This window comes from Caulobacter sp. LARHSG274, assembly GCF_052871235.1.
Genome location: NZ_JBIXJO010000003.1, coordinates 209412 through 229241, shown reverse-complemented (window position 1 = coordinate 229241; position 19830 = coordinate 209412). Strand labels below are relative to the sequence as shown.

Below are 19830 nucleotides of genomic sequence, written 5' to 3'. Positions count from 1 at the left end.
CAACGCGCTCTACAGCCCGTGCACGACCGCCATGCGGCGGATCAGGCCGTCCTCGAAGGTGAAGCGCAGGCGGGCCCGGGTGTCGGACCACAGGCCGCCCTGGACGTCGCGGACCGCATATTGCACGTGGACGATCGCCTGGTCCTCGCCCACCAGGGTGATGTCGATGATCTCGGCCTCGGGCTGCATCAGGGCGAACTGGCGGCGGAAATAGTCGACCACGGCCTGGCGGCCGTGCAGCGCGCCGCCCTCCAGCAGGTCGGGCCATTCCACCTCAGGGTGGAAGGCCCGGCCCATGCCGTCGAGGTCCCGCCCGTTGAAGGCGTCATAGACCTCGACCAGCAGGGCGCGGCGGTCGGGCATCGGACTAGGCCGTCCCGCCCTGGGCGCCCAGGGCCGCGGCGGACGAAAGGGGCGGCTTGGTCATCCGATCAGCTCCCGGGCTTGTATCCGGACTCGACCTTCAGATAGGCGATCAGGTCGATGCGGTCCTTGGGGTCGTGCAGGCCGGCGAAGGTCATCTTGGTGCCGGGCAGGTAGCCGCGCGGGTCGGTCAGCCACTTGTCCAGGTGCTCGGCGTCCCAGGTGAAGCCGGCCGCGACGATCGCGGGCGAGTACTTGTAGTCGGGCTTGCTGCCCGCCTTGCGGCCGAACACGCCATAGAGGTTGGGCCCGGTCATGTTGGGTCCGCCCTCGGCGATGGTGTGGCACGAGCGGCAGAGGGCGAACTTGCTCTGGCCATTCAGCAGGTCGCCGGTGTTGTAAGGGGCAGGCAGGGCGGCGAGCAGGGCCTGCTTTTCGGCGTCGCTCGGCGCCGCGGCCGGAGCCGGCGTCGCCGCGTCCTTGCCGGCCGAGCTCTCCGGTGCCTTCGAGCAGCCGGCCAGAAGGGCGCAAAAAGCCGCCGTCGCGGCGAGGTGTTCCAGACGCATCAACAGGTCCTCGAACGACACTATGTCGCAAGCTGTGCGGCGCGCCGCCGCATTCCTTTTTTTGCCCGTCTATGGGCCCGACCGCCAATATATAACGATGTTCGCCTGCCCATGTCTCGCCACAGTTCGAGTCCGCCCCTGCGACAACGAGCGATATCTCACAGAATGCAAACAAGAAATGCGCGATCACAAACCGTGGATATGCACATATCAAATTGACCGTAATTAACCATAATCATACCCATAGAGCACCGAGGGGGCTGCCTCGGGGCTGGGATGGACGACAAGATCATGGACTGGAACGAAGAGCGCACCGCCACGCTTCGTAAGCTGTGGCTTGAGGGCATGAGCGCGAGCCAGGTCGCGCGGCAATTGGGCGGCATCAGCCGCAGCGCGGTGATCGGCAAGGTGCACCGCCTGGGCATCACCGTCCGCGACGTCCCCGCCCGGCAGCATGTCGTGCGCACCGCCAGCCGGGCCATGCCCCGCAGCCGTCCGGCCCGCGAGGCGACCGCCGCGCCGCGTCCGGCCCTGCGCCTGGCCGAACTGGCCGAGCTGGCCCCGACCGCCAGCATCCTGGGCCTCTCCACCCATTCCTGCCGCTGGCCGATCGGCCACCCCGGCTCGCACGACTTCGGCTTCTGCGGCCGTGAGAAGACCGCCCGCGGATCCTACTGCGAAGACCACGCCCGCGGCGCCTTCCGCAAGCTGGCCTCGCCCTCCGAGCCGAAGGCCTGGGCCCGTCCCGCGGCCTCCGCCCGGATCGAACTGCACTCCGCCTGATCGCTGCACCAAAGCTCCGGGACGACGACAATGAACATGGTTCTGATCGAAAACACCGCCGGCAGCAGCCAGGTGATCACCATCATCGAGGAGTTCGCCGGCCACTCGGTGTCGCGCGACCTCAATCCGGGCGAGAACACCCGCATCCCCGTGGGCCAGTTCAAATCGATCGTGGTGCGCGAGACCTATCCCGACGATTGGCTGAGCCGGGCCCGGGCCCGCAAGGCGGTCGGCCAGAACTGACGACCGGCTCTCCCCGGGGCGCTCTGCGGCGTTCCCTGGCAGCCGAAGACGGCGGGCGACCGCCCCGAACACCCCGCGAACCCGGTTCGCGGGGTTTTTCACGCCCCGGAACCCACGCCGTCCGCCCGCCGTTAACCTTCCCGGCGCGGCGCCCGGAGGCTGCGCGCGCGCCAGGGGAACGGCATGAGGCGGGTTCAAATGAAGCATTCGGGCGTGAAAGCGCCGCGATGCGCGCGCCCTGATTGTGCGGCGGCCGAGCCTGTGACATGAAGACGCCCGGCGGCATGGGGGGAACCATGTCAGATCATGACCACGGGAGGGGGCGCGGTTTGCCGTTGCCGACCTATGTCAGCTATCTGATGTACCAGACCGAGCAGCATCGCCGCGCCCGGGCGGCGGACTGCATCGCCCAGCACGGGCTGAACTTCGGCAAGTGGATCGCCCTGGCCTCGCTGGCCCGGTTCGGCGAATGCTCGATGACCCGCCTGGCCAAGCTGTCGGCCGCCGACCGCACCACCCTGACCCGCTCGATCGACGGCCTGATCCGCGACGGCCTGGTCGAGCGCGGAACCCAGGCCTCGGACCGCCGCAAGGTGGTGGTCCGCCTGACCCCGACCGGCCACGAACTCCTGGCCCGGGTCGGCGCCGACATCCAGCCGATCCACCGCGAGGTCTGCGCCGGCCTCACCGAGGAGGAACAGGTCAACCTCGCCGGCTACCTGCGCAAGATGCTCGGCGGCCTGATCCCCGAACCGGACTGGAAACACGAGGTGCTGTCCTACGGCTCGGCCCCGACCGGGGCGGCTTGGGAGCGGGAGTAGGGGTCTCTTTAACAACCGCTCATCCCGGCGAATGCCGGGACCCAGATCCAGCTTCAGCTTTCAGAATTTTGGCGCCGCCGCGCTCTCTGACCTGGGTCCCGGCATTCGCCGGGATGAGCGGAAGAATAGAGGATCAATCCTCCCCCGCAGCCGTCCCGCAAAATCTTGATGCCCGCCCACTTACCCTTGGTCTCCAGCCGCTTGAGCTTGCTGCTGTACGTCGGCTTGGTCACCTTCGGCTTCGGTGACCAGTTGCTAAAGCCTGGCGGCTATCGCAAACGGTGTAGTTAGAAGCTTGGGGCAAGGGTTATGAAGGTCGTTTCAATCGCAGTCGCAGCCATGATCGCGGCCATACCCATCTCGGCGTTGGCCGGGGACTTTTGGGTGATTGGCGGCGGCAAGAAGGGGCCGGAGTTGGCGGACGCGGACAGCATAAAGACAGTCGGTGAACTGAAGTCCCTGACTACGGTCACCATCCTGAACGCCCCGCAGTCGTTCTATGGCGGTCGGATGATACGGCGCCAGAACATCCGCTGGATGATCGATTGTCAGACCCGGAGCTATCAGCACGTCGGGTTTGATCTGGTCAGCGGGACCGGCGAGGTGCTGTCGCCGAACGACGTGAAGACTGATTGGAGCCACGCCGTATCCGGAACCATCGGCGACAAGATGGTCAAGATTGCCTGTGACGGCGTTCCCACGGATCAAGCGGTCGGCCACTATACCGACATCAATGTTGCGCAAGCTGAGTGGTACGCGGTTCTGCAAAAGAACTAGGGCCCGTTCCCGCCTAGTCATCCCCTTGAGGTTTTCCGCGCAACGACTTGATCCCCGCCCTTTTCCCCTTCGTCTCCAACCGCTTGAGCTTGCTGGAATAGGTCGGCTTGGTCGGCCGGCGGGGCTTGGGCTTCTCGGTCGCCCGCTTGATCAGCTCGACCAGCCGTTCGCGCGCCTCCTGGCGGTTCATTTCCTGCGAGCGGCTGCCTTGGGCGAACAGCACCAGGACGCCGTCCTGGGTCAGGCGGCTGCCGGCCAGGGCCTCCAGCCGGGTCTTGACGTCCTCGGGCAGGGTGGGGGAGCCGCGCACGTCGAAGCGCAGTTCGATCGCCGTCGAGGTCTTGTTGACGTGCTGGCCGCCCGGACCCGAGGCGCGGGCCGCCTTCTCGACGATCTCGTCGTCGTCGATCCGCAGCCAGGCGGTGATCTCGATCATCGTCGGACCCGCTGGGCCTTGACCACGGCGGTGTCCAGCGCCTGCAGGAACTTGCTGCGGTCGGCCGGGCCGAAGGCCTTGGGGCCGCTGGTGACCTCGCCCATCGACCGCAGGTGCTCCCCTATCGCCCTTGATGCGAGGGCCGAGCCGATGGTGTCGACGGTGAACAGCCGGCCGGTGGTCCCCAGGGCCGCGCCGCCGGCCTTCAGCACCCGATCGGCCAGCGGGATGTCGTTGGTGATCACCACGTCGCCCGGCCCGGCCCGCTCGGCGATCCAGTCGTCGGCGATGTCGGGCCCGGCGTCGACCACGACCTGCTCGATGGCCGAGGTCAGGGGCGTGCGGATCCAGCTGTTGGAGACCACGAAGGTCTTCAGCCCATAGCGGGCGGCGACCTTGTAGACCTCGTCCTTCACCGGGCAGGCGTCGGCGTCGATATAGAGGACGGTCTTGGGCGAGGCGGCGGTCATGCCCCGTCTCGTAGCGCCTTCCCCAGGCGTTCGCCAAGCGCCGCGACCGCTTCGACGGCGATCGGCGAGACGTGGGTGAAGTTGACGAAGCCGTGCGCCTGATTGCGATAGGTGGTCAGATCGGCCGGGATTCCCGCCGCCTTCAGGCGTTCCGCATAGAGGACGGCGTCAGGGTGGACGGGGTCCAGCCCCGTGCCGCAGACCAGAAAGGTCGGCGGCGTGGCCGGGCCGACCGCGTCCAGCAGCGACGGCGCCGCCGCGCCGGCCAACTGGGCGTTGATGTAGGCCACGGCCAGACGGCCGATCAGGCGGGCGTCGCGCAGCAGCGTCTTGGCCCATAGGGCGTCGTCCAAGTGCAGCAGCGGGTAGAAGAAGGCCTGGACCCGCACGGCGCCCGGCCGAGCGGTGTTGGCATCGGCGGCTACGGTGGCGGCGAGATAGGCTCCGGCCGAATCGCCGGCCACCGCCAGGCGTTCGGGGTCGATTCCCAGCTTGGCCGCCTCCCGGATCAGCCAGGCGAAGGCGCATTTGGCGTCGCTGATCTGCGATGGAAAGGGATGCTCCGGCGCAAGGCCATAGCCCGCCGAGATTACGCGCACGCCCGAGGCCTGAGCCAGGCGCTGGCACAGGGCGTCATGGGTCTCGATGTCGGAGATGACAAAGCCCCCGCCATGAAAGAACAGCACGGCGGGGCCCGTCGCGGCCGCGCCGATCGGAACATAAAGCCTTGCCGGGCGCGGCCCGCTGGCGGCCGGATAGTCTAGATCGCGAATTTGGGCGAGGCGGGGAAGTTTGCGGTCGCGATGGGCGATCGCAAAGCGCACGGCGCGGCGAGCGCGATCGAGGCCGAAGCGGTGGGCGCTGGACACCCGTTCGGCGAAAACGCTGCTCAGGGGGCGTTCATCGGTCTCGATCTGGAGGTTGTGAGTGAATGCTTACACCGACAGGCTGCGAATGTCCATGATCGTCGGCCTTCTGCAAGCCGGCCTGGGAATCGAGCGAACTCCGATCCGGACCAAAGGACGTGAGTTGAAGCCGCCCAACGCGCTTCCGTGCCCAGGATTTGAGCACAATGGCAAAGCTTGCCGGCTTTGGCGGCGAAGTCGACCGCCCGGGCGATGAACGCGAAAAAGGCCCAGCTTGCGCCTTGATCCGGCCACAGCGGTCATTAGATATCAACCCGTGGAGCCGCCTCTGGCGCTCCTGCCCTTCCTGGGCGTTTCCTCCCTAATGACTGCCCGGCCTCAGCGCCGGGCTTTTTTTTGGCCGCGACCCGGGGCGACCTCGGGCTTTGATCGACGCGGGGCGCGGGCGGCCGTAAACTCGGGTCTTGCAGGACAGGTCGTCGCGCCCAGGCCCGGCGACCGCAGTGGAGACCGAGCATGGACAAGGCCGAACTCGCGCGCATCGTCGAGCGCCACCGGCAGGAGCGCGAGGCCCTGGCCGAGCGCCTGGGCGCGCTGCGCAGCGGCGACCTGCAGGTCGCGGCCAAGCAGGGTGACGAGGTGCGCGACGAGACCCCGACCCACATCAGCGAGCTGGAGCGGTTGGAGCGCTGGCTGACCGAGAACGTCGCCCGCTACGAGGCGCTGCTCGGCGCCTGAGGCGGCGCGCCGCGCACAAAGTCGCGGCCGAGCTCTGAACCTCGCACGATCGCGTCGGTTATTTAGGGGTCTAGCGAAGGCGCGACCCCGATGGGCCTGAACGCGATCCTGTCCGACCATCCGACCCGGCCCGACGACGGGGCCGATCTGCTGGAGCGCTGCGCCCAGGCTTGTTTCGACTGCGCCCAGGCCTGCGCGGCCTGCGCCGACGCCTGCCTGGGCGAGGCGATGGTCGACCTGCTGCGCCGCTGCATCCGGCTGAACCAGGACTGCGCCGACGTCTGCTTCGCCACCGGCTGCGTCGCCTCCCGCTTCACCGAGATGGGAACCACGGCGCTGCCGGAACTGCTGACCGCCTGCGCCCAGGCCTGCGAGCTGTGCGCCGACGAATGCGAACGCCACGCCGGCCAGCATCCCCACTGCCTGGCCTGCGCCAAGCGCTGCCGCGTCTGCGCCCAGGCCTGCCGCGACGTCTATCCCTCGGCGGCCGACGCCGCCCGCAATCGAGGAGGAGCTTGAAATGGACGCTTCGATTTCCCCCCACGACCTGATCATGGCCGACCGGGTCACCGACACGCCGGTCTATAACCGGGCCGGCGAGAAGATCGGCCGCATCGACAACCTGTCGATCGACAAGGTCTCCGGCCAGGTCCTCTACGCCCTGCTGTCGTTCGGCGGCTTCCTGGGCGTGGGCGACAAGCTGCACCCGCTGCCCTGGGACCGGCTGGAATACGACCCGGCCAAGGGCGGCTATGTCGTGCCGCTCAGCAAGGACCAGTTGGAGGCCGCGCCGGCCCTGACCCGCGAGGATCTCGAGGACCTGGGCGCCGGGGCCGACTGGCGCGACAGCGTCGTCAACTATTACGGCGGGGTCGGCGCGCCGCCGTTCTGATCTCGCGGAAGGAGACCGTGATGAATTTCCCCCCGGAAGTGTTCTTCGGGCTGGGCGGGGCGCTGCTGCTGGCGGTCCTGATCTGGGGCATGATCCAGTACAAGAGCCGCAACCGCGCCAATGACCGGGTCACCGAAAAGGCCGCCGAACGGTTCTACGACAATCCCGAAGCCTATGACCGGAAACGGCCGGACCTGGAGAAGGAGGTCCGGCCGTCGTAAGCCCGCTGCGGCGCCCGTCGGCGCCTTAGGGCCCTAGTAGTCCATCGCCGGAACCGGCGCGGCCTTCTCGTCCTTCGGGGCCTCGGCGATCAGGGCCTCGGTGGTGATCAGCAGGGAGGCCACGGAGGCGGCGTCCTGCAGGGCGGTGCGCACCACCTTGGCCGGGTCGATCACCCCCGCCTGGACGAGGTCCTGATATTCGCCGGTGGCGGCGTTGAAGCCCCAGCCGTAGTCGGCCTTCTCCAGCAGCTTGCCGACCACGTAGGAGGCGTCCTCGCCGGCGTTGGCGACGATCTGCCGGGCCGGGGCCTGCAGGGCCCGGCGCACGATGTCGACCCCGGCCTTCTGGTCGTCATTGACCGGCTTGACGGCCTCCAGCGCCTTGAGCGCGCGCAGCAGGGCCACGCCGCCGCCCGGCAGTATGCCTTCCTCGACCGCCGCGCGGGTGGCGTGCAGGGCGTCGTCGACCCGGTCCTTCTTTTCCTTGACCTCGACCTCGGTCGCCCCGCCGACCCGGACCACGGCCACGCCGCCGGCCAGCTTGGCCAGCCGCTCCTGCAGCTTCTCGCGATCATAGTCGGAGGTGGTGTCCTCGATCTGGCGGCGGATCTGGGCGACGCGGCTGTCGATCTCGCTGCGCTGGCCTGCCCCGTCGACGATCGTGGTGTTGTCCTTGTCGATCGTCACCTTCTTGGCGCGGCCGAGCATTTCGACGGTGATGTTTTCCAGCTTGGTCCCGAGGTCTTCGGACACCACGTTGCCGCCAGTCAGCACCGCGATGTCCTCGAGCATGGCCTTGCGGCGATCGCCGAAGCCCGGCGCCTTGACCGCCGCCACCTTCAGCCCGCCGCGCAGCTTGTTGACCACCAGGGTGGCCAGGGCTTCGCCCTCGACGTCCTCGGCGATGATCAGCAGCGGCCGGCCCGCCTGGATGACCTTCTCCAGCAGCGGCACCAGGGCCTGCAGGTTCGACAGCTTCTTTTCGTGGATCAGGATGTAGGGGTCGTCCAGTTCGACGCGGAGCTTGTCGTTGTTGGTGACGAAATAGGGGCTGATATAGCCGCGGTCGAACTGCATGCCCTCGACCACCTCCAGCTCGGTGGCCAGGCTCCTGGCCTCCTCGACGGTGATCACCCCCTCGTTGCCGACCTTCTCCATGGCCTCGGCCAGGATGCGGCCGATCTCCTGGTCGCCGTTCGCCGAGATGGTGCCGACCTGGGCGATCTCGGTGTTGGCGCTGATCTTACGGGCGTGGCCCTTCAGATCCTCGACCACGGCGCGGACGGCTTCGTCGATGCCGCGCTTGAGGTCCATCGGGTTCATGCCCGCGGCCACGGCCTTGGAGCCCTCGCGGACGATGGCCTGGGCCAGGACCGTGGCGGTGGTGGTGCCGTCGCCGGCCAGGTCGTTGGTCTTGGAGGCCACTTCGCGCAGCATCTGCGCGCCCATGTTCTCGAACTTGTCCTTCAGTTCGATCTCCTTGGCGACGGTGACGCCGTCCTTGGTGATGCGGGGCGCGCCGAAGCTCTTGTCGATGACGACGTTGCGGCCCTTGGGGCCGAGGGTGACCTTCACCGCGTCGGCCAGGATGTCGACGCCGCGCAGCATGCGGTCGCGCGCGTCGGACGAGAACTTCACTTCCTTGGCAGCCATGGTTCCTACTCCTCTCGGTTGGGCTGTCAGTGGGTGGATTCTGGATGGGAGATCAGGCGGCCTTCTTCAGCGCCGCATCGGTCTCGATCACGCCCAGGACGTCGCTTTCCTTCATGATCAGCAGCTCCTCGCCGTCGATCTTGACCTCGGTTCCGGACCATTTGCCGAACAGGATCCGGTCGCCGGCCTTCAGCGACAGCTCGACCAGCTTGCCGTTGTCGTCGCGTGCGCCGGGACCGACGGCGACGACCTCGCCCTGCTGCGGTTTTTCCTTGGCGGTGTCGGGGATGATGATGCCGCCCGAGGTCTTTTCCTCGGCCTCGATGCGGCGGACGACCACACGGTCGTGCAAGGGGCGGAAATGCATGCATAACCTCCAGATGCAGAACTTGATGTGATGGGCTGCCGGCCTCAGAACCGGCAGACAGCGCCAAGCTAGGCAGGGCCCGGGACGCTTCAAGAGGGGCCCGCAAAAAAATTTTGCAGGTTTGGGAACCCGGCCGAGGACTACGCCGGACCCCCTTGACCGAGAGGGCGGATCGGCGAAAATTTTCCGGAGCCGAATGCGGCTCTGGCCGTTGGCCATCAGAGGTTTTCAGCAAGGAGGCCGTCGTGTCCCGCGCCTGTTTCCCCGATCCCGCGATCCGTCGCCGTCATGGCGTCGCCGCGCGGCCCTGAAGGAGCCGCCCCATGAACCGCGACCTCCTGATGCAGCTGGACGGCTACGGCCTGACCACCGCTGAGATCCACTATTACCGGCTCGACTATCCCACGGTGCTGCAGCTCTATGTCTGGCAGGACTATGACCTGGCGCCGCGGTTCCCGGCGCTGCACGGTTTTCTCGACCATTGGCGGCGCGAGATCGAGGCGGCGCTGCACTCGGTCAGCGTGGCGCATCAACATCTGATCGGGCCGACCGAATGGCGGGCCGTCGACGGCGTCATCTCGCTTCATTGAGGGCGACGAGCCCCACGGCGTGATCGTCATCGCCGGTTCGCGCGTTAAGACAGCAACGTCGGTCCTGGCGGCCGATCGACCGGACCAGAGGCGAAGCGATGCTGGAGAAGATTCCCCATGGCGTCGGCAAGGCCCTGAGGGGGCTGCGGGCCGGCTTTGAAAAGGTCGCCAGCGAGCGGCGAAGCTTCGTCGATGTGCCCGACGTGATCGACCTACGAAGCCCGGCCTTCGAGGACGGCGGGTCGCTGCCGCCGCGCCACACCGCCGACGGTGAAGGCCTGTCGCCGCCCCTGGCCTGGGCCGAGGTCCCGCCCGGCACCCAGGCCCTGGCGCTGCTGGTCGAGGATCCCGACGCCCCGACGCCCAGGCCCCTGGTCCACCTGCTGGCCTGGGACCTGCCGCCGCACCTGAACACCCTGCCCGAGGGCCAGTTCGCCAGTCCGGGCCATGCCGGCCTCGACGAGGTGCTGGGTCGCAACTCCTATCTGAAGGCCGCCTGGCTGCCGCCCGATCCGCCGACCGGCCATGGCCCGCACCTCTATGTCTTCCAGCTGTTCGCGCTCGACGCCCCGCTGGCGTTCGACGGCCATCCGGCTCGCGGCGCGTTTCTCGACGCGATCGAGGGCCATGTGCTCGCCAAGGGCATGCTGATCGCGACCTACGAGCGGGCGTAGAGCAGTTCCGTCATCCTGGACCATGGCCTGGCTTCGCCGGCGCCGGCGTGGAGGTCGCGGCGGAGAGCGATCCGACATAGGCGGCGATCTGCGCGATCTGGCGCTCGGGGATGATCCCGGCGAAGGCCGGCATTCCGTTGGGACGTCCCCGGGCGATCGAGGCGCGGATCGACGTCGGGTCGCCGCCATAGCGCCAGGCGTCGTCCATCAGGGCCGGGCCAATGTCGCCGCCGCCGCGGGCATGGCAGCCGTCGCAGTTGAACAGCTGGTAGAGCCGTTCGCCGCGGTCGATCTCCGACGTCAGGCCCGGCGTGGGCTTTGGTCGGCCAAGCTCGGCTCTCTGGCCGGGCGGGAGCCGGTGACGCAGCCGGGCGACCTCGCCGGCCCCGACTGCTGAGGCGCGGCCGCCCCAGACCTGGCGGACATAGGTGACCAGGGCGGCGATCTGACGGTCGTCGAGCCGGTCACGAAAGGCCGGCATCGGCAGGTCGGCCGGGGCCGACCGGGTTCCGTTCAGGACCACATGCAGCAGGCTGGTCGCCTGGTCCTGGTCGATCAGCGAAGACCCTCCCAACGCCGGCGCCAGGCCCGGCGCGCCCTGGGCCTGGGCTCCGTGGCAGGCGGCGCAGGTGTTCAGCCACACCGTCCGGCCCTCGTCGAGGACCGCGGCCCTGGGCGTGGCGGGCCGGTCCGGCGCGGGCGGCAGGGTCTTGAGATAGACCGCGATCGCCGCGAGGTCGGCGTCGGCCATCTTCGCGGTCGAGGAGGCAACCACGTCCCTCATGTCGCCGAACGCCGCGCCGTGGGGCGAGCGGCCGGTCTTCAGGAAGGCGGCGATCTCGTCGGTCCGCCAGGCCCCGAGCCCGGTGCGGGGATTGGGGGTCAGGTCAGGTGCGGTCCACAGGCCGGTGCTTCCGCCCTGCAGGGCCCGGTCCCGCTTCGGGGCGCCGAAGAGGTTGATGGGCGTGTGGCAGGCGCCGCAATGGCCGGGACCTTCGACCAGATAGGCGCCGCGATTCCAGGCCGGAGACCGGGCCGGATCGGGCCGGAAGGGGCCGGGGCGCAGGAACAGCCGATTCCAGACGATCAGCAGCCGCCGGATGTTGAACGGAAAGGCCAGCTGGTTGCGGATCGGCGGTTCGGGGGCCGCCGACAGCGTGCGCAGATAGGCGAACAGGGCGTCGGAATCGGCGCGACTGATCCGGGTGTAGTAGAGATAGGGAAACGCCGGATAGAGCGGACGGCCTCGGGCGCCGACGCCTTGGTGGAGGGCGCGATGGAACTGGCCCGCCGTCCAGTCGCGCAGGCCGGTCGCATCGGGCGTCAGGTTGGTGGAGAACACCGCGCCGAACGGGGTCAGGACCGCGCGGCCGCCGGCGAAGGGCGCGCCGCCGGGACGGGTGTGGCAGGCGGCGCAATCGCCGGCGACGGCCAGATAGCGGCCGCGCGCGACCTGTTCAGGCGAGGCCGTCGCCGGGGCCAGGTCGGGCGTGCGCCGCCCGCAGGCGCTGGCCAGGATGACGATCGCCGCCAGCGCTAGCCCGCCGAGCACCAGGGTTTTTGGCTTCAGCCGGCACATGGCGAAGAGGTCTCACGCGGAGAGGGCGGCGTCCGGTCGGGCCGCGCCGCTCGACGGCGCCGCACCGTCTCCGGTTCCGCCACGAAACACCTCCGCCGGCTCCCCTGTTCCCCAGCATCGAGGCGCGCATTCGCCGTGACCGAGCCTGCGGAACCTCAGGGTCTCGGAAGAATTGCACTGCCGGAGGGACAGCGTGTCGAAGGTGGCTGCTTTCATCGCCGTGGCTTTGGGCCTGCTCGCGGCCGGTTGCGACCGGGAGACGCGGGCGGTGCGATCGCCCACCGCCGCCGACAGCGTCGCCGTTCCAGTCTCGACCACGCCGCTGCAGGCGGGCGGCGAGCGGCCGCCGCCGGTCGATCCGCGCGGCGCGATGTACGAGGGCTCGGCCTACCAGATCAGCGAAGGCCAGCGCTATTACGAGTGGTTCAACTGCTCGGGCTGCCACGCCCATGGCGGCGGCGACGCCGGCCCGGCCCTGATGGACGACGAGTGGCGCTATGGCGGGGGGATCGAGCAGATCCGCGCCAGCATCGCCGACGGCCGCCCCAACGGCATGCCGGCCTTCAGCGGCAGGATTCCGGACGAGCAGCTGTGGCAGCTGGCCGCCTATGTGCGGTCGATGAGCGGCCGGGCCGACAAGCTGGCGACCTCTTCGCGCGACGACCACATGCGCTCGACGCCGCCCAGCAACCAGGCCAAGCCGGGACCCGACCAGGTCGATGTCGCCGCCGCGCGGAGGGCCAGGCGGTGAGCCGTCGCGTCCTGGGTCCGCCAGCCCTGTTGCTGCTGCTGACCGGATGCGCCGGCGTCCAGTCGGCGCTCGATCCCGCCGCCGACCAGGCCGCCCGCATCGAGACGATCTGGACGCTGATGCTGTGGATCTGCGGGATCATGTACCTGCTGGTCCTGGCGTTCCTGGCCGCGGCGATCTGGAAGGCGCGCCGCCGCCTGGCCGGGCCGCCGCTGGCCCAGGGCCAGAAGAGCGACTACGAGCAACCGCTGCTGCGGGCCCTGAACGGCTGGGTCGGACTGACCGTGGCCGGGCTGCTGGTGCTGACGATCGGCAGCTTCTTCGTCGACCGCCAGCTGGCCCTGGCCGAGGCCGGCGACGCGCTGAAGATCAGGATCACCGCCAATCAGTGGTGGTGGAAGGTCGAATACGAAGACCCGACGCCCAGCCGGAGCATCGTCACCGCCAACGAGCTGCACCTGCCGGTCGACCGGCCGGCGCGGATCGAGCTGGAGGCCGGCGATGTCATTCACTCGTTCTGGGTTCCCAATCTCGGCGGCAAGCAGGACCTGATCCCCGGCCGCACCAACCGCCTGACCCTGACGCCGCGCCGCATCGGCCAGTTTCGCGGCCAATGCGCCGAGTTCTGCGGCCTGCAGCACGCCAACATGGCCCTGGACGTCACCGTCGAGAGCCCGCAGGCCTTCGCTGCCTGGGCCGAGCATCAGCGCCAACCGGCCCCCCCGCCCACGGATCCGCGCCTCGTTCACGGCCGCGACGTCTTCATCGGTGCGACCTGCGCCAACTGCCACCAGATCGGCGGCGAGGCCGCCTTCGGCGAGACAGGGCCGAACCTGACCCACTTGGCCAGCCGACCGAGCCTCGCCGCCGGGGCCCGTCCCTACAGCCGCGGCGCGCTGGCCGGCTGGATCGCCGATCCCCAGAGCCTCAAGCCCGGCAACCACATGCCCTATGTCGCCACCACCCCCGACGAGCTGAACGCGCTGGTCGACTACCTGGACAGCCTCAAGTGACGGCCGGAGAGCTCGCCACGCCGGAGCAGGAGGCGGCGCTGCGGACGCGGCTGGAGGCGACCTGGGCCCATCCGCCCGGCCTGCGGGGCGTGCTGACCGCCGTCGACCACAAGGTCATCGGCCGCCGCTACGTGATCACCGGCATGGTGTTCTTCTTCCTGGGCGGGATCCTGGCGGCGCTGATGCGCGCCCAGCTGTCCCGGCCGGAGAACGGCCTGATCGGCCCCGACCGCTACAACCAGATCTTCTCGATGCACGGCACGACGATGATGTTCCTGTTCGCCGTGCCGATCATGGAGGCGATGGCGGTCTATCTCGTCCCGCTGATGTGCGGGGCGCGCAACATCAGCTTTCCGCGCCTGAACGCCTACGGCTACTGGGTCTATCTGTTCGGCGGGGCGATGATCTGGATCGCCTTCTTGATGAACGTCGGGCCCGAGACCGGCTGGTTCTCCTATGTGCCCCTGGCCGGGCCGGAGTTCTCGCCGGGCAAGCGTACTGACTTCTGGGCCCAGATGATCACCTTCACCGAGGTGGCGGCCCTGGCGGTGGCCGTGCAGCTGGTGACGATGATCCTCAAGCAGCGGCCGCCGGGCATGACCCTGTCGCGGATGCCGCTGTTCCTGTGGGCGATGCTGGTGACCAGCTTCATGGTGATCTTCGCCATGCCGGCGGTGATGCTGGCCTCCAGCTTCCTGATCTCCGACCGGCTGATCGGAACCCAGTTCTTCAACCCGGCCGAAGGCGGCGACCCGCTGCTGTGGCAGCACCTGTTCTGGTTCTTCGGCCACCCCGAGGTCTACATCATCTTCCTGCCGGCCCTGGGCATGGTCTCGCACATCGTCACCACCTTCTCCCGGCGGACGATCCTGGCCTATCCGGCCATGGTTCTGGCCTTGCTGGCCAACGGCTTTCTCGCCTTCGGCCTGTGGGTCCACCACATGTTCGCCACCGGCCTGCCGCGGCTGGGCGACAGCTTCTACACCTCGGCCAGCATGATGATCGCCATCCCGTCGGGACTGCAGATCTTCGCCTGGATCGCGACGATCTGGGACGGCAAGCCGCGCTTCCGGACGCCGCTGCTGTTCGTGATCGGCTTCATCGTCATCTTCGTGCTCGGCGGCCTGACCGGAGTGATGCTGGCCTCGGTGCCGCTCGACCTGCAGGTCCACGACACCTATTTCGTGGTCGCCCACTTCCACTATGTGCTGATCGGCGGGGCGGTGTTCCCGTTGTTCGGGGCGCTCTATTTCTGGTTTCCCAAGGCCACCGGCCGGATGCTCGACGAGCGCCTCGGGGTCTGGAACTTCTGGACCTTCTTCGTCGGCTTCAACGTCACCTTCTTCCCGATGCATCTGCTCGGGCTGATCGGCATGCCGCGGCGGATCTACACCTACAAGGCCGGGCTGGGCTGGGACCTGTGGAACCTGATCGCGTCGCTGGGTGCGGTGGTGATCTTCGTCAGCATGGTGATCTTCCTGGTCAATGTGGTCGTCAGCCTCCGGCGTGGCCGTATCGCCGGCGACAATCCGTGGGAGGCTTCGGGGCTGGAATGGGCGACCACGTCGCCGCCGCCCACCTACAACTTCCTCTACACGCCGGTGGTCACCGGCCGCGAACCGCTGTGGGAGGCCGAAGGGAGCCTGCCGGTGATGGGCGGGGTCGGTGTCGACCGACGCGAGGCCCTGTGCACGACGATCATTGAGGCCGAGCCGGACATCCGCCAGACTTCAGCGGGGCCGACGATCTGGCCGCTGCTCGCCGCCCTCGCCACCACGGCGCTGTTCATCGGCTCGATCTTCCATGAATGGGCGGTGGTCTGGGGGGCGATCCCGCTGGCCGCGGCCCTGGTCGGCTGGTTCTGGCCGTCAGGCCCGACCCGGGGCCAGGTCGCCCGCGCCGCCGCTCGGGAGGAGGTCGCATGACCGGCCATCGTCTCGTCGGCGACCTGTCGGACCTGCCCGACCACGCCTTCGGTTCGCGCAGCCTGATGTGGTGGGGCGTGCTCGGCTTCATGCTGATCGAGGGCACGGGCTTCCTGCTGGCCGGTGGGGCCTATTTCTTCCTGGTTGGCCATGTCCAGCCCTGGCCGCCGGGCCAGGTTCCCCCCAGCCCGACCTGGGGCGCGACCTTTACGGTGCTGGTGCTGCTCAGCGAGATCCCCAACATCTGGACCAAGGCCCAGGCCCGCGCGTATCGCGACGGCCCGACCCGCCTTGGCCTGGTCATGATGAGCATCGTCGGCCTGATGCTGCTGGCGGTCCGGGCGTTCGAGTTCGGGGGGCTGAACACCCGCTGGGACGCCGATCCCTACGGTTCGATCATCTGGGCGCTGATGTTCCTGCACACCGTGCACATCGTCACCGACCTGGGCGACACCCTGTTCATCACCGTGGTGTCGTTCACCCATCCGATCGACGGCGACCACTTCTCCGGGGTGTCCGACAACTGCCTGTACTGGCGCTTCGTGGTGCTGACCTGGCTGCCGATCGGCCCCCTGGTCTATCTGGGGCCGCGGCTGCTATGACCCGCCCGTCGCCGCCCATCACCTCGCCACGGTGGCGCGCCTGGGCCGGACTGTTCGGCGGAGCGGCCGGCTGGGCGCTGCATCACCAGATCGGCTCGACCAGCAATTTCGCGCGCTGTCCGACGGCCAATGGCTGGCTGGACCTGGGCGTGGGCCTGCTGGCCTGCGCCATCGTCGTAGCGAGCGGCTGGCTGTCCTGGACCGCCTGGCGGCGTGGCGGTGGAGCCGGCGCGGCCAGCCACGAGCCCGACGGCCGCTTCCTGCCTGCGGTGTCGATGATGGCCGCGGCCCTGTTCCTGCTGGCGGTCCTGACCCAGATGGCCGCCGGCCTGATCGTTCCGGCGTGCTGGCGATGAGGCGGCTGGCTTTCATCCTGGCCCTGGCCTTCGCCGGTCCGGCCGCCGCCCACGGCGTCGGCCCGCCGCACCACGCGCCGACCTGGACCTTCGAGCCGGCGGTGGTCGTTCCGCTGCTGCTGTCGCTGGCGCTCTACGCGATAGGGTTCGCGCGGCTGCGGCAAAGAAGCCGCGATCGGGGAAGGACGACCCGCGATCGGCTGGCGCGGCTGTTCGGTTGGGGCTGGCTGTGCCTGGCCCTGGCGGTGGTCTCGCCGTTGCACGAGTTGGGCGAGCGCTCGTTCACCGCCCACATGGTCGAGCACGAGCTGCTGATGCTGATCGCTGCGCCGCTGCTGGTGCTGTCGCGGCCGCTGTCGACGATGATCTGGGCGCTGCCGTCCGGCGGCCGCAGGGCCCTGGGCGGGGCGGCGCTCGCGATGCGCGGGCCGTGGCGCGGGCTCGTCGAACCCTGGACCGCCACGGCGCTGCAGGCGGCGGCGCTGTGGCTGTGGCACCTGCCGATGCTGTTCGACCGGGCCCTGGCCAGCGCCGGCTGGCACGTGGCCCAGCACCTGTCTTTCCTGGTCTCGGCCCTGCTGTTCTGGACGGCGATGGTCTCGCCGCGACGCAGAGCCGGGCGCCTGGGCGGACCGGTGCTGTGCCTGTTCGCCACCTCGGTGGTGTCCGGCGCGCTGGGCGCGCTGATGGCCTTCTCGCAGAGCCCCTGGTACGCGCGCTACGCCGAAATGGGCATGGCCCCGTTCGGCCTTTCGGCGGTCGAGGACCAGCAGCTGGCCGGGCTGCTGATGTGGGCGCCGGGCGGCCTGGTGCATGTGGCCGCGGCCCTGGCCCTGATCGCCCGGGCCCTGCGCGATCGTCCGTCGACGGAGGCGGTCCATGGTCCGGCCTAGCCGCGCCTTTCTCGGAGTGGCGAGCCTGGCGGTCGTGGCGACCGGCGCCATGCTGGTCGCCGACGGCGTCCAGTTGCGGGAACGGCAGGCCGCCCGCGCCGCGGCCTTGACGCTCGGCGACCCGGCCTTGGGCCAGGGCAAGGTCGCCGCCTATGGTTGCGGCGCCTGCCACCAGATCCCCGGCGTCGCCGGCGCGACCGGGCAAGTGGGACCGTCGCTGAAGGGTTTCGCCGGCCGCACCTATGTCGCCGGACGGCTCAGCAACAGTCCGGGCAACGTCGAGGCCTGGGTCAGCCATCCGCGACGGATCGACCCGCAGACGGCGATGCCGGAGCTCGGCGTCACGCCGGCCGACGCCCGCGACATCGCCGCCTATCTCTATACGCTCAGGTGATCCCCATGATCTTCGCTCGTCCGCCGATCGTGATGGTTCTTTCCGTGCTGCTGGCCCTGCTGGGCGGGTGCGACCGCAAGCCGGCGGCCAATGATCCGGCCGCGCCCGCCGCCCAGGCCGCCGGCCGCGCCGCGCCGCCCGCCGCCGCGTCGCCTAGGGACGACGGCCAATGGATCATGCCGGCCAAGGACTTCGCCAACACCCGCTACAGCGAACTGAACCAGATCAACAAGCAGACGGTCGGCAAGCTGCAGGTGGCCTTCACCGTGTCGGTCGGCGCGTCCGGCGGCCAGGAATCCGCCCCGATCGTCGCCCAGAACACCCTCTATTTCGTCTCGCACTACCCGACGACGCTCTATGCGATCGACCTGGCCCAGCCCGGCGGACCGGTCAAATGGCGCTACGAGACCAAGCCGCCGGCCGCCGTCCAGGGCGAGATGTGCTGCGAGCCGGTCAACCGCGGCCCGACCTATGCCAACGGCGTGGTCTATCTGAACACCCCCGACACCCGCACCGTCGCCGTCGACGCCGCGACCGGCAAGCTGAAGTGGGAGACCCGGCTGGGCGACTACCGGCGCGGCGACACCATGACCATGGCCCCGTTCGTGGTCGGCGACAAAGTCATCGTCGGCAATTCGGGCGCGGAGTTCGGCGCGCGCGGTTGGATCGCCGCCCTGAACGCCGCCGACGGCTCGATTGCCTGGCGGGCCTATTCCACCGGCCCCGACGTCGACGTGAAGATCGACCCCAAGGTCTTCAAGCCCTTCTATCCGCAGTACAGGGGCAAGGACCTGGGGGTCAGCCAGTGGCCGGCCGACGCCTGGAAGATCGGCGGCGGCACGGTGTGGGGCTGGATCTCCTATGACCCCGAGCAGGACCTGATCTTCCACGGCACGTCCAATCCCGCGCCCTGGAACCACCTTCAGAGGCCGGGCGACAACCACTGGACCAACGGCGTCTTCGCCCGCGAGCCCAAGACCGGCCTGGCGCACTGGTTCTACGCCTACAGCCCGCATGACCTGTGGGACCATTCGGGCGTCAACGAGAACATCGTCCTGGATCTGCCCTGGCAGGGCCGCACCCGCAAGGTGATCATCCGCCCCGAGCGCAACGGCTACATCTATGTGCTCGACCGCACGAGCGGCGAGGTGCTGGCCGCCGACCCGTTCATCCACATCACCGCCTCGCAGGGCGTCGACCTGAAGACCGGCCGGCTGAAGTTCAATCCCGACATGATCCCCCAGGCGGGCAAGGTGCTGCGCGGCGTCTGCCCCAATTCCCCCGGCGCCAAGGACTGGAGCCCTTCGGCCTTCAGCAAGGCCACCGGGCTGATCTATGTGCCGCACAACAACCTCTGCATGGACTGGGAGACCAAGCCGGTGAACTACATTCCCGGCACGCCCTATATCGGCGTCAATCCGCGCTTCCATCCGGGACAGGGCGGCAACGCCGGCGAGTTCATGGCCTGGGATCCGGTCGGCCGGCGCAAGGTCTGGACGATCGCGGAGCGCTGGCCGGTGTGGAGCGGCGCGGCGGCGACGGCCGGCGGCGTGGTGTTCTACGGAACCCTGGAGGGCTGGTTCAAGGCGGTCGACGCCGACACCGGGCGTGAGCTGTGGAAGTTCAAGACCGGCTCGGGGATCATCGGCCAGCCGACCACCTTCCGCGGTCCGGACGGACGCCAGTATGTCGCCATCCTGTCCGGGGTCGGCGGCTGGGTCGGCTCGATCGTCACCAACAATCTCGATCCCCGCGACCCCACCGCCCAGAAGGGCTTCGCCAACATGACCGGGGCGCTGAAGACCATCACCCAGCCGAGCGGCATGCTCTATGTCTTCGCCCTGCCGCCGACCTGAT

The 19830-nt window shown here is 68.9% G+C and carries 26 protein-coding genes and 1 pseudogene; 18 read left to right on the top strand and 9 right to left on the bottom strand.

All coding sequences use genetic code 11. From position 1 onward, the window contains the following. Positions 1 to 9: 9 nt before the first annotated feature. The gene (locus ACIPQB_RS09375) at positions 10 to 363 is read right to left on the bottom strand and encodes a nuclear transport factor 2 family protein (protein WP_446484953.1); all 354 of its coding nucleotides are present in this window, start codon (positions 361 to 363) and stop codon (positions 10 to 12) included. 68 nt (positions 364 to 431) lie between these two features. Next, positions 432 to 929 (bottom strand): c-type cytochrome, encoded by a 498-nt coding sequence (locus ACIPQB_RS09370; RefSeq protein ID WP_446484952.1) that lies wholly within the window; start codon positions 927 to 929, stop codon positions 432 to 434. 276 nt (positions 930 to 1205) lie between these two features. Here ACIPQB_RS09370 and ACIPQB_RS09365 point away from each other — a divergent pair, with 276 nt between their 5' ends. The 3 genes from ACIPQB_RS09365 to ACIPQB_RS09355 all read left to right on the top strand — a co-directional run bounded on the left by ACIPQB_RS09365 (position 1206) and on the right by ACIPQB_RS09355 (position 2776). Next, positions 1206 to 1712: a GcrA family cell cycle regulator gene (locus tag ACIPQB_RS09365; RefSeq protein WP_446484951.1), complete on the top strand. Its 507-nt coding sequence runs from the start codon at positions 1206 to 1208 to the stop codon at positions 1710 to 1712. 30 nt (positions 1713 to 1742) lie between these two features. Further along, positions 1743 to 1955, top strand: a complete 213-nt coding sequence (locus tag ACIPQB_RS09360; protein ID WP_446484950.1) for a hypothetical protein — start codon at positions 1743 to 1745, stop codon at positions 1953 to 1955. Between the two features lie 296 nt (positions 1956 to 2251). Beyond that, entirely contained in the window at positions 2252 to 2776 is a 525-nt protein-coding gene (locus tag ACIPQB_RS09355) for a MarR family winged helix-turn-helix transcriptional regulator (protein WP_446484949.1), read from the top strand. 164 nt (positions 2777 to 2940) lie between these two features. Here ACIPQB_RS09355 and ACIPQB_RS09350 read toward each other — a convergent pair. Beyond that, positions 2941 to 3021: pseudogene (locus ACIPQB_RS09350) on the bottom strand (alternative ribosome rescue aminoacyl-tRNA hydrolase ArfB); the annotation flags it as partial. 64 nt (positions 3022 to 3085) lie between these two features. Here ACIPQB_RS09350 and ACIPQB_RS09345 point away from each other — a divergent pair. Further along, entirely contained in the window at positions 3086 to 3553 is a 468-nt protein-coding gene (locus tag ACIPQB_RS09345) for a surface-adhesin E family protein (protein WP_446484948.1), read from the top strand. Positions 3554 to 3566: 13 nt separating this feature from the next. On the opposite strand, the gene arfB is transcribed toward ACIPQB_RS09345, so the two are convergent. The 3 genes from arfB to ACIPQB_RS09330 are packed head-to-tail and all read right to left on the bottom strand — an operon-like array spanning position 3567 to position 5283. Then, positions 3567 to 3989, bottom strand: a complete 423-nt coding sequence (gene arfB, locus ACIPQB_RS09340; protein WP_446484947.1) for an alternative ribosome rescue aminoacyl-tRNA hydrolase ArfB — start codon at positions 3987 to 3989, stop codon at positions 3567 to 3569. Next, entirely contained in the window at positions 3986 to 4459 is a 474-nt protein-coding gene (locus tag ACIPQB_RS09335) for a YaiI/YqxD family protein (protein ID WP_446484946.1), read from the bottom strand. The genes arfB and ACIPQB_RS09335 overlap by 4 nt, the downstream gene beginning before the upstream one ends. Beyond that, the gene (locus tag ACIPQB_RS09330; RefSeq protein WP_446485110.1) at positions 4456 to 5283 is read right to left on the bottom strand and encodes an alpha/beta hydrolase; all 828 of its coding nucleotides are present in this window, start codon (positions 5281 to 5283) and stop codon (positions 4456 to 4458) included. The genes ACIPQB_RS09335 and ACIPQB_RS09330 overlap by 4 nt, the downstream gene beginning before the upstream one ends. 558 nt (positions 5284 to 5841) lie before the next feature. On the opposite strand from ACIPQB_RS09330, the gene ACIPQB_RS09325 reads away from it, so the two are divergent. The 4 genes from ACIPQB_RS09325 (at position 5842) to ACIPQB_RS09310 (ending at position 7176) form a co-directional block, all read left to right on the top strand. Continuing rightward, entirely contained in the window at positions 5842 to 6063 is a 222-nt protein-coding gene (locus ACIPQB_RS09325; protein WP_446484945.1) for a hypothetical protein, read from the top strand. A 90-nt stretch (positions 6064 to 6153) separates the two neighbouring features. Next, positions 6154 to 6582, top strand: coding sequence for a four-helix bundle copper-binding protein (locus tag ACIPQB_RS09320; RefSeq protein WP_446484944.1), 429 nt, complete (start codon positions 6154 to 6156; stop codon positions 6580 to 6582). 1 nt (position 6583) lies between these two features. After that, on the top strand, positions 6584 to 6955 hold the full coding sequence (locus ACIPQB_RS09315) for a PRC-barrel domain-containing protein (RefSeq protein WP_446484943.1): 372 nt from the start codon (positions 6584 to 6586) through the stop codon (positions 6953 to 6955). A 20-nt stretch (positions 6956 to 6975) separates the two neighbouring features. After that, positions 6976 to 7176: a hypothetical protein gene (locus ACIPQB_RS09310; RefSeq protein WP_446484942.1), complete on the top strand. Its 201-nt coding sequence runs from the start codon at positions 6976 to 6978 to the stop codon at positions 7174 to 7176. Between the two features lie 33 nt (positions 7177 to 7209). Here the strand turns inward: ACIPQB_RS09310 and groL are convergent, their stop codons facing one another. Then, positions 7210 to 8829: a chaperonin GroEL gene (gene groL, locus ACIPQB_RS09305; RefSeq protein WP_446484941.1), complete on the bottom strand. Its 1620-nt coding sequence runs from the start codon at positions 8827 to 8829 to the stop codon at positions 7210 to 7212. A gap of 52 nt (positions 8830 to 8881) precedes the next feature. After that, entirely contained in the window at positions 8882 to 9196 is a 315-nt protein-coding gene (gene groES, locus ACIPQB_RS09300) for a co-chaperone GroES (RefSeq protein ID WP_446484940.1), read from the bottom strand. A gap of 323 nt (positions 9197 to 9519) precedes the next feature. Between groES and ACIPQB_RS09295 the strand changes: the two genes are divergently transcribed. Both ACIPQB_RS09295 and ACIPQB_RS09290 read left to right on the top strand, forming a co-directional pair. Next, positions 9520 to 9786: an usg protein gene (locus tag ACIPQB_RS09295; RefSeq protein ID WP_446484939.1), complete on the top strand. Its 267-nt coding sequence runs from the start codon at positions 9520 to 9522 to the stop codon at positions 9784 to 9786. A gap of 98 nt (positions 9787 to 9884) precedes the next feature. Beyond that, positions 9885 to 10460, top strand: a complete 576-nt coding sequence (locus ACIPQB_RS09290) for a YbhB/YbcL family Raf kinase inhibitor-like protein (protein ID WP_446484938.1) — start codon at positions 9885 to 9887, stop codon at positions 10458 to 10460. Positions 10461 to 10470: 10 nt separating this feature from the next. Here the strand turns inward: ACIPQB_RS09290 and ACIPQB_RS09285 are convergent, their stop codons facing one another. After that, on the bottom strand, positions 10471 to 12039 hold the full coding sequence (locus ACIPQB_RS09285) for a c-type cytochrome (RefSeq protein WP_446484937.1): 1569 nt from the start codon (positions 12037 to 12039) through the stop codon (positions 10471 to 10473). Positions 12040 to 12232: 193 nt separating this feature from the next. Here ACIPQB_RS09285 and ACIPQB_RS09280 point away from each other — a divergent pair, with 193 nt between their 5' ends. The 8 genes from ACIPQB_RS09280 to ACIPQB_RS09245 are packed head-to-tail and all read left to right on the top strand — an operon-like array spanning position 12233 to position 19829. Then, positions 12233 to 12790, top strand: coding sequence for a c-type cytochrome (locus tag ACIPQB_RS09280; protein ID WP_446484936.1), 558 nt, complete (start codon positions 12233 to 12235; stop codon positions 12788 to 12790). After that, complete coding sequence (gene coxB, locus ACIPQB_RS09275) at positions 12787 to 13803, top strand: cytochrome c oxidase subunit II (protein ID WP_446484935.1); 1017 nt, start codon at positions 12787 to 12789, stop codon at positions 13801 to 13803. Before ACIPQB_RS09280 ends, coxB begins: the two co-directional genes overlap by 4 nt. Then, positions 13800 to 15728, top strand: a complete 1929-nt coding sequence (gene ctaD / locus ACIPQB_RS09270) for a cytochrome c oxidase subunit I (RefSeq protein ID WP_446484934.1) — start codon at positions 13800 to 13802, stop codon at positions 15726 to 15728. Before coxB ends, ctaD begins: the two co-directional genes overlap by 4 nt. After that, positions 15725 to 16330, top strand: a complete 606-nt coding sequence (locus tag ACIPQB_RS09265) for a hypothetical protein (protein WP_446484933.1) — start codon at positions 15725 to 15727, stop codon at positions 16328 to 16330. Before ctaD ends, ACIPQB_RS09265 begins: the two co-directional genes overlap by 4 nt. Next, positions 16327 to 16686 carry a hypothetical protein gene (locus tag ACIPQB_RS09260; protein WP_446484932.1) on the top strand — a complete coding sequence of 120 codons (360 nt, stop codon included), beginning with the start codon at positions 16327 to 16329 and terminating at the stop codon, positions 16684 to 16686. The genes ACIPQB_RS09265 and ACIPQB_RS09260 overlap by 4 nt, the downstream gene beginning before the upstream one ends. Further along, the gene (locus tag ACIPQB_RS09255) at positions 16683 to 17579 is read left to right on the top strand and encodes a cytochrome c oxidase assembly protein (RefSeq protein ID WP_446484931.1); all 897 of its coding nucleotides are present in this window, start codon (positions 16683 to 16685) and stop codon (positions 17577 to 17579) included. Before ACIPQB_RS09260 ends, ACIPQB_RS09255 begins: the two co-directional genes overlap by 4 nt. After that, positions 17566 to 17973: a c-type cytochrome gene (locus tag ACIPQB_RS09250; protein WP_446484930.1), complete on the top strand. Its 408-nt coding sequence runs from the start codon at positions 17566 to 17568 to the stop codon at positions 17971 to 17973. The genes ACIPQB_RS09255 and ACIPQB_RS09250 overlap by 14 nt, the downstream gene beginning before the upstream one ends. 5 nt (positions 17974 to 17978) lie before the next feature. After that, entirely contained in the window at positions 17979 to 19829 is a 1851-nt protein-coding gene (locus ACIPQB_RS09245; RefSeq protein ID WP_446484929.1) for a PQQ-dependent dehydrogenase, methanol/ethanol family, read from the top strand. Position 19830: the final 1 nt, after the last annotated feature.